General features: G+C 57.0%; 3 protein-coding genes. All 3 read left to right on the forward strand.

Annotation, left to right across the window (positions count from 1 at the left end; genetic code table 11):
- Nucleotides 1–184: 184 nt before the first annotated feature.
- The 3 genes from HNQ99_RS16355 (at nt 185) to HNQ99_RS16365 (ending at nt 1,656) form a co-directional block, all read left to right on the forward strand.
- Nucleotides 185–490, forward strand: coding sequence for a conjugal transfer protein TraD (locus HNQ99_RS16355; RefSeq protein ID WP_184477632.1), 306 nt, complete (start codon nt 185–187; stop codon nt 488–490).
- A gap of 22 nt (nt 491–512) precedes the next feature.
- Complete coding sequence (locus tag HNQ99_RS16360; RefSeq protein ID WP_184477634.1) at nt 513–725, forward strand: conjugal transfer protein TraD; 213 nt, start codon at nt 513–515, stop codon at nt 723–725.
- Nucleotides 726–894: 169 nt separating this feature from the next.
- Nucleotides 895–1,656 carry an AbiTii domain-containing protein gene (locus HNQ99_RS16365; RefSeq protein WP_184477636.1) on the forward strand — a complete coding sequence of 254 codons (762 nt, stop codon included), beginning with the start codon at nt 895–897 and terminating at the stop codon, nt 1,654–1,656.
- The last annotated feature ends 74 nt before the right edge of the window (nt 1,657–1,730 follow it).

Below are 1,730 nucleotides of genomic sequence, written 5' to 3' on the forward strand. Positions count from 1 at the left end.
TATCGCTTGATGCCCATGATGCCTCCGCCGCTGCGAAAACCCATGAATCAGACATCATCCCGCTTGGGAATCCTCTGAATGTCGATACAGCCTAGGCGGTGTCAGACTGTCCCGACGACTCTACTGCGCGGCGAGCAGGTTCATCTTATCATCACCGCATCGCCACTCAATGAAAGACTTTGCGATGCGTAAACCACGGGATTTCGATTCGGAACTCAAGGTGCTGGCCGACAAGGCGAAGGCGCTCAAGGAACGGCGCGTGCGCCAGCTCGGCGAACTGGTGGCCGCGACGGGTGCCGATACGCTCGACGCTGACATACTCGCCGGGGCACTGCTCCACGCCGCCACGGTAAAGGACGCTGCGACACAGGAGGGCTGGCGCAAGGCGGGCGCGGCCTTCTTTCTCGGCAAAGGCGGCAAGTCTGCGAGCGGATCTGAACGGGGTTCGAGCGGCACTCTCCCGCTCGACGGCGGCGCGACATCGGCTTGAGGCACGAAAGGCGCGAACCGACATGCGGGACTGGGCCGTCGCTCGCCGCGAACGAACGCGCCATTTGATCGAATTGGGTGGGCTGGTCGTCAAGGCCGGACTGGTCGATTTGACCGATGACGACCGCGCCACGATCTACGGCGCGTTGCTTACCATTGCGACCAAGCTGCGAGGCAAGGAACGCGACAACGCGCTGGCCCTGTGGAAGCGGAAAGGCAAAAAAACGGGCGTTTGAAGCCGTCGAAGGGGACGAGCGAGAGTGCGCGCAACGGCAATGACCTTCAACCGCGATCGTATTTCGGTGCGTAGCAAGTTAGCGGACAATTTGCGCTTCCACTCAAGCGGATGCCCCCCATATGTTCTCCATCTGGGAGTGGTCTTTAACAATCAAAGGATCGATGTACATGAGCGGATTGGTTGACCAGCTTCAATCCGATGCCCTTGATCAGGGCAGTTCTGTTAGCGCTTTGTTGCGCAAGGTGAAGGTGGCTGCGGTCAAACTGGCGCTCGACGATGCACTGGAATGGGTCCAACGCGAGCTTGATGGCTATCAGGACAAGGACGATCTGCCAGACTACCGAACGACGCGCGGTAATCCTGTTGGATGGAATCCGTACCACGGATGGCAGCCGATGCTGTTCGCTGATGAGCAAATCAGCGACATGATTACGCAGGTAAGCCTTTTCGAGCCTGTCGGAAGTTTTGAAGCGATATTGAAAGAAAGCAGCAGCGGGACATTGCTCAAGCCTTTACCTGCGGGTCTCGTTGCGCAGATGAACAATATGTTCGGTTGGGACATCCCCAAAGCCGCCCTTGAGTTTCCCCGTGGATCGATCGTTAACGTCGTTGAACAGGTGAGAAATCTGGTGCTGGACTGGTCGCTGGAACTTGCCCGTGCGGGCATCAATGGCGAAGGAATGACTTTTACGATGGAAGAACGGAAGCGAGCGGCGGGCTCACAGGTTCACATCGGACAATTGAATGGCAGTTTCAGCCCGGGGGATGCGATTGGCGCAAACGCTCGAGTCAACGTCGGATCGAATGACCACTCCGTCAACAAGGCGAATGACTGTTCGGTGTTTCGGGACATCGAGACGGCTGCTGAGACCATAGATGATCGACAAATCCGATCGGCAATATTGTCAGCTAGAGCAACGAGCCATTAATCTGCAACATACCCAGCGTGTTTGAGATAATTCCAGCATTCGTCTGAGGAGTAGAGTTCGCAGATTGAGCCGAC

Origin of the sequence: Rhizorhapis suberifaciens (assembly GCF_014200045.1) — a bacterium.
GTDB lineage: Bacteria > Pseudomonadota > Alphaproteobacteria > Sphingomonadales > Sphingomonadaceae > Rhizorhapis > Rhizorhapis suberifaciens.